Below are 290 nucleotides of genomic sequence, written 5' to 3'. Positions count from 1 at the left end.
GGATTTGGGTGTATATCCGTTAAGCATGGCAATTGATTTGTTTGGACAGCCCGAGAAAGTCAATTATTTCCCAGTTTTATTATCTAATGGGATTGATGGGAGTGGCACAATTGTATTAACCTATAAGGGTGTTATTGTAACTATTCTTTGTTCAAAAATTGCCAATGCAAGCCTGCCGTCAGAAATTCATGGTGGAGATGGTTCCTTGACGATGGATAGTGTAGCTCCAATTAGTGATCTGCAATTATATGACCGTATTGCTTCAAAAACAACTTCGCTTGCAAGTCAAC

1 pseudogene is annotated in these 290 nt (G+C 39.0%); it reads left to right on the top strand.

Annotation, left to right across the window (positions count from 1 at the left end):
- Positions 1-25 precede the first annotated feature (25 nt).
- Positions 26-290: pseudogene (locus JKP73_RS22860) on the top strand (Gfo/Idh/MocA family protein); the annotation flags it as partial.

The organism is Virgibacillus salexigens (assembly GCF_014905415.1).
In the GTDB taxonomy this organism is placed as follows: Bacteria; Bacillota; Bacilli; order Bacillales; family Amphibacillaceae; genus Virgibacillus; species Virgibacillus salexigens.
This window is presented reverse-complemented; position numbering and strand designations above follow the sequence as displayed.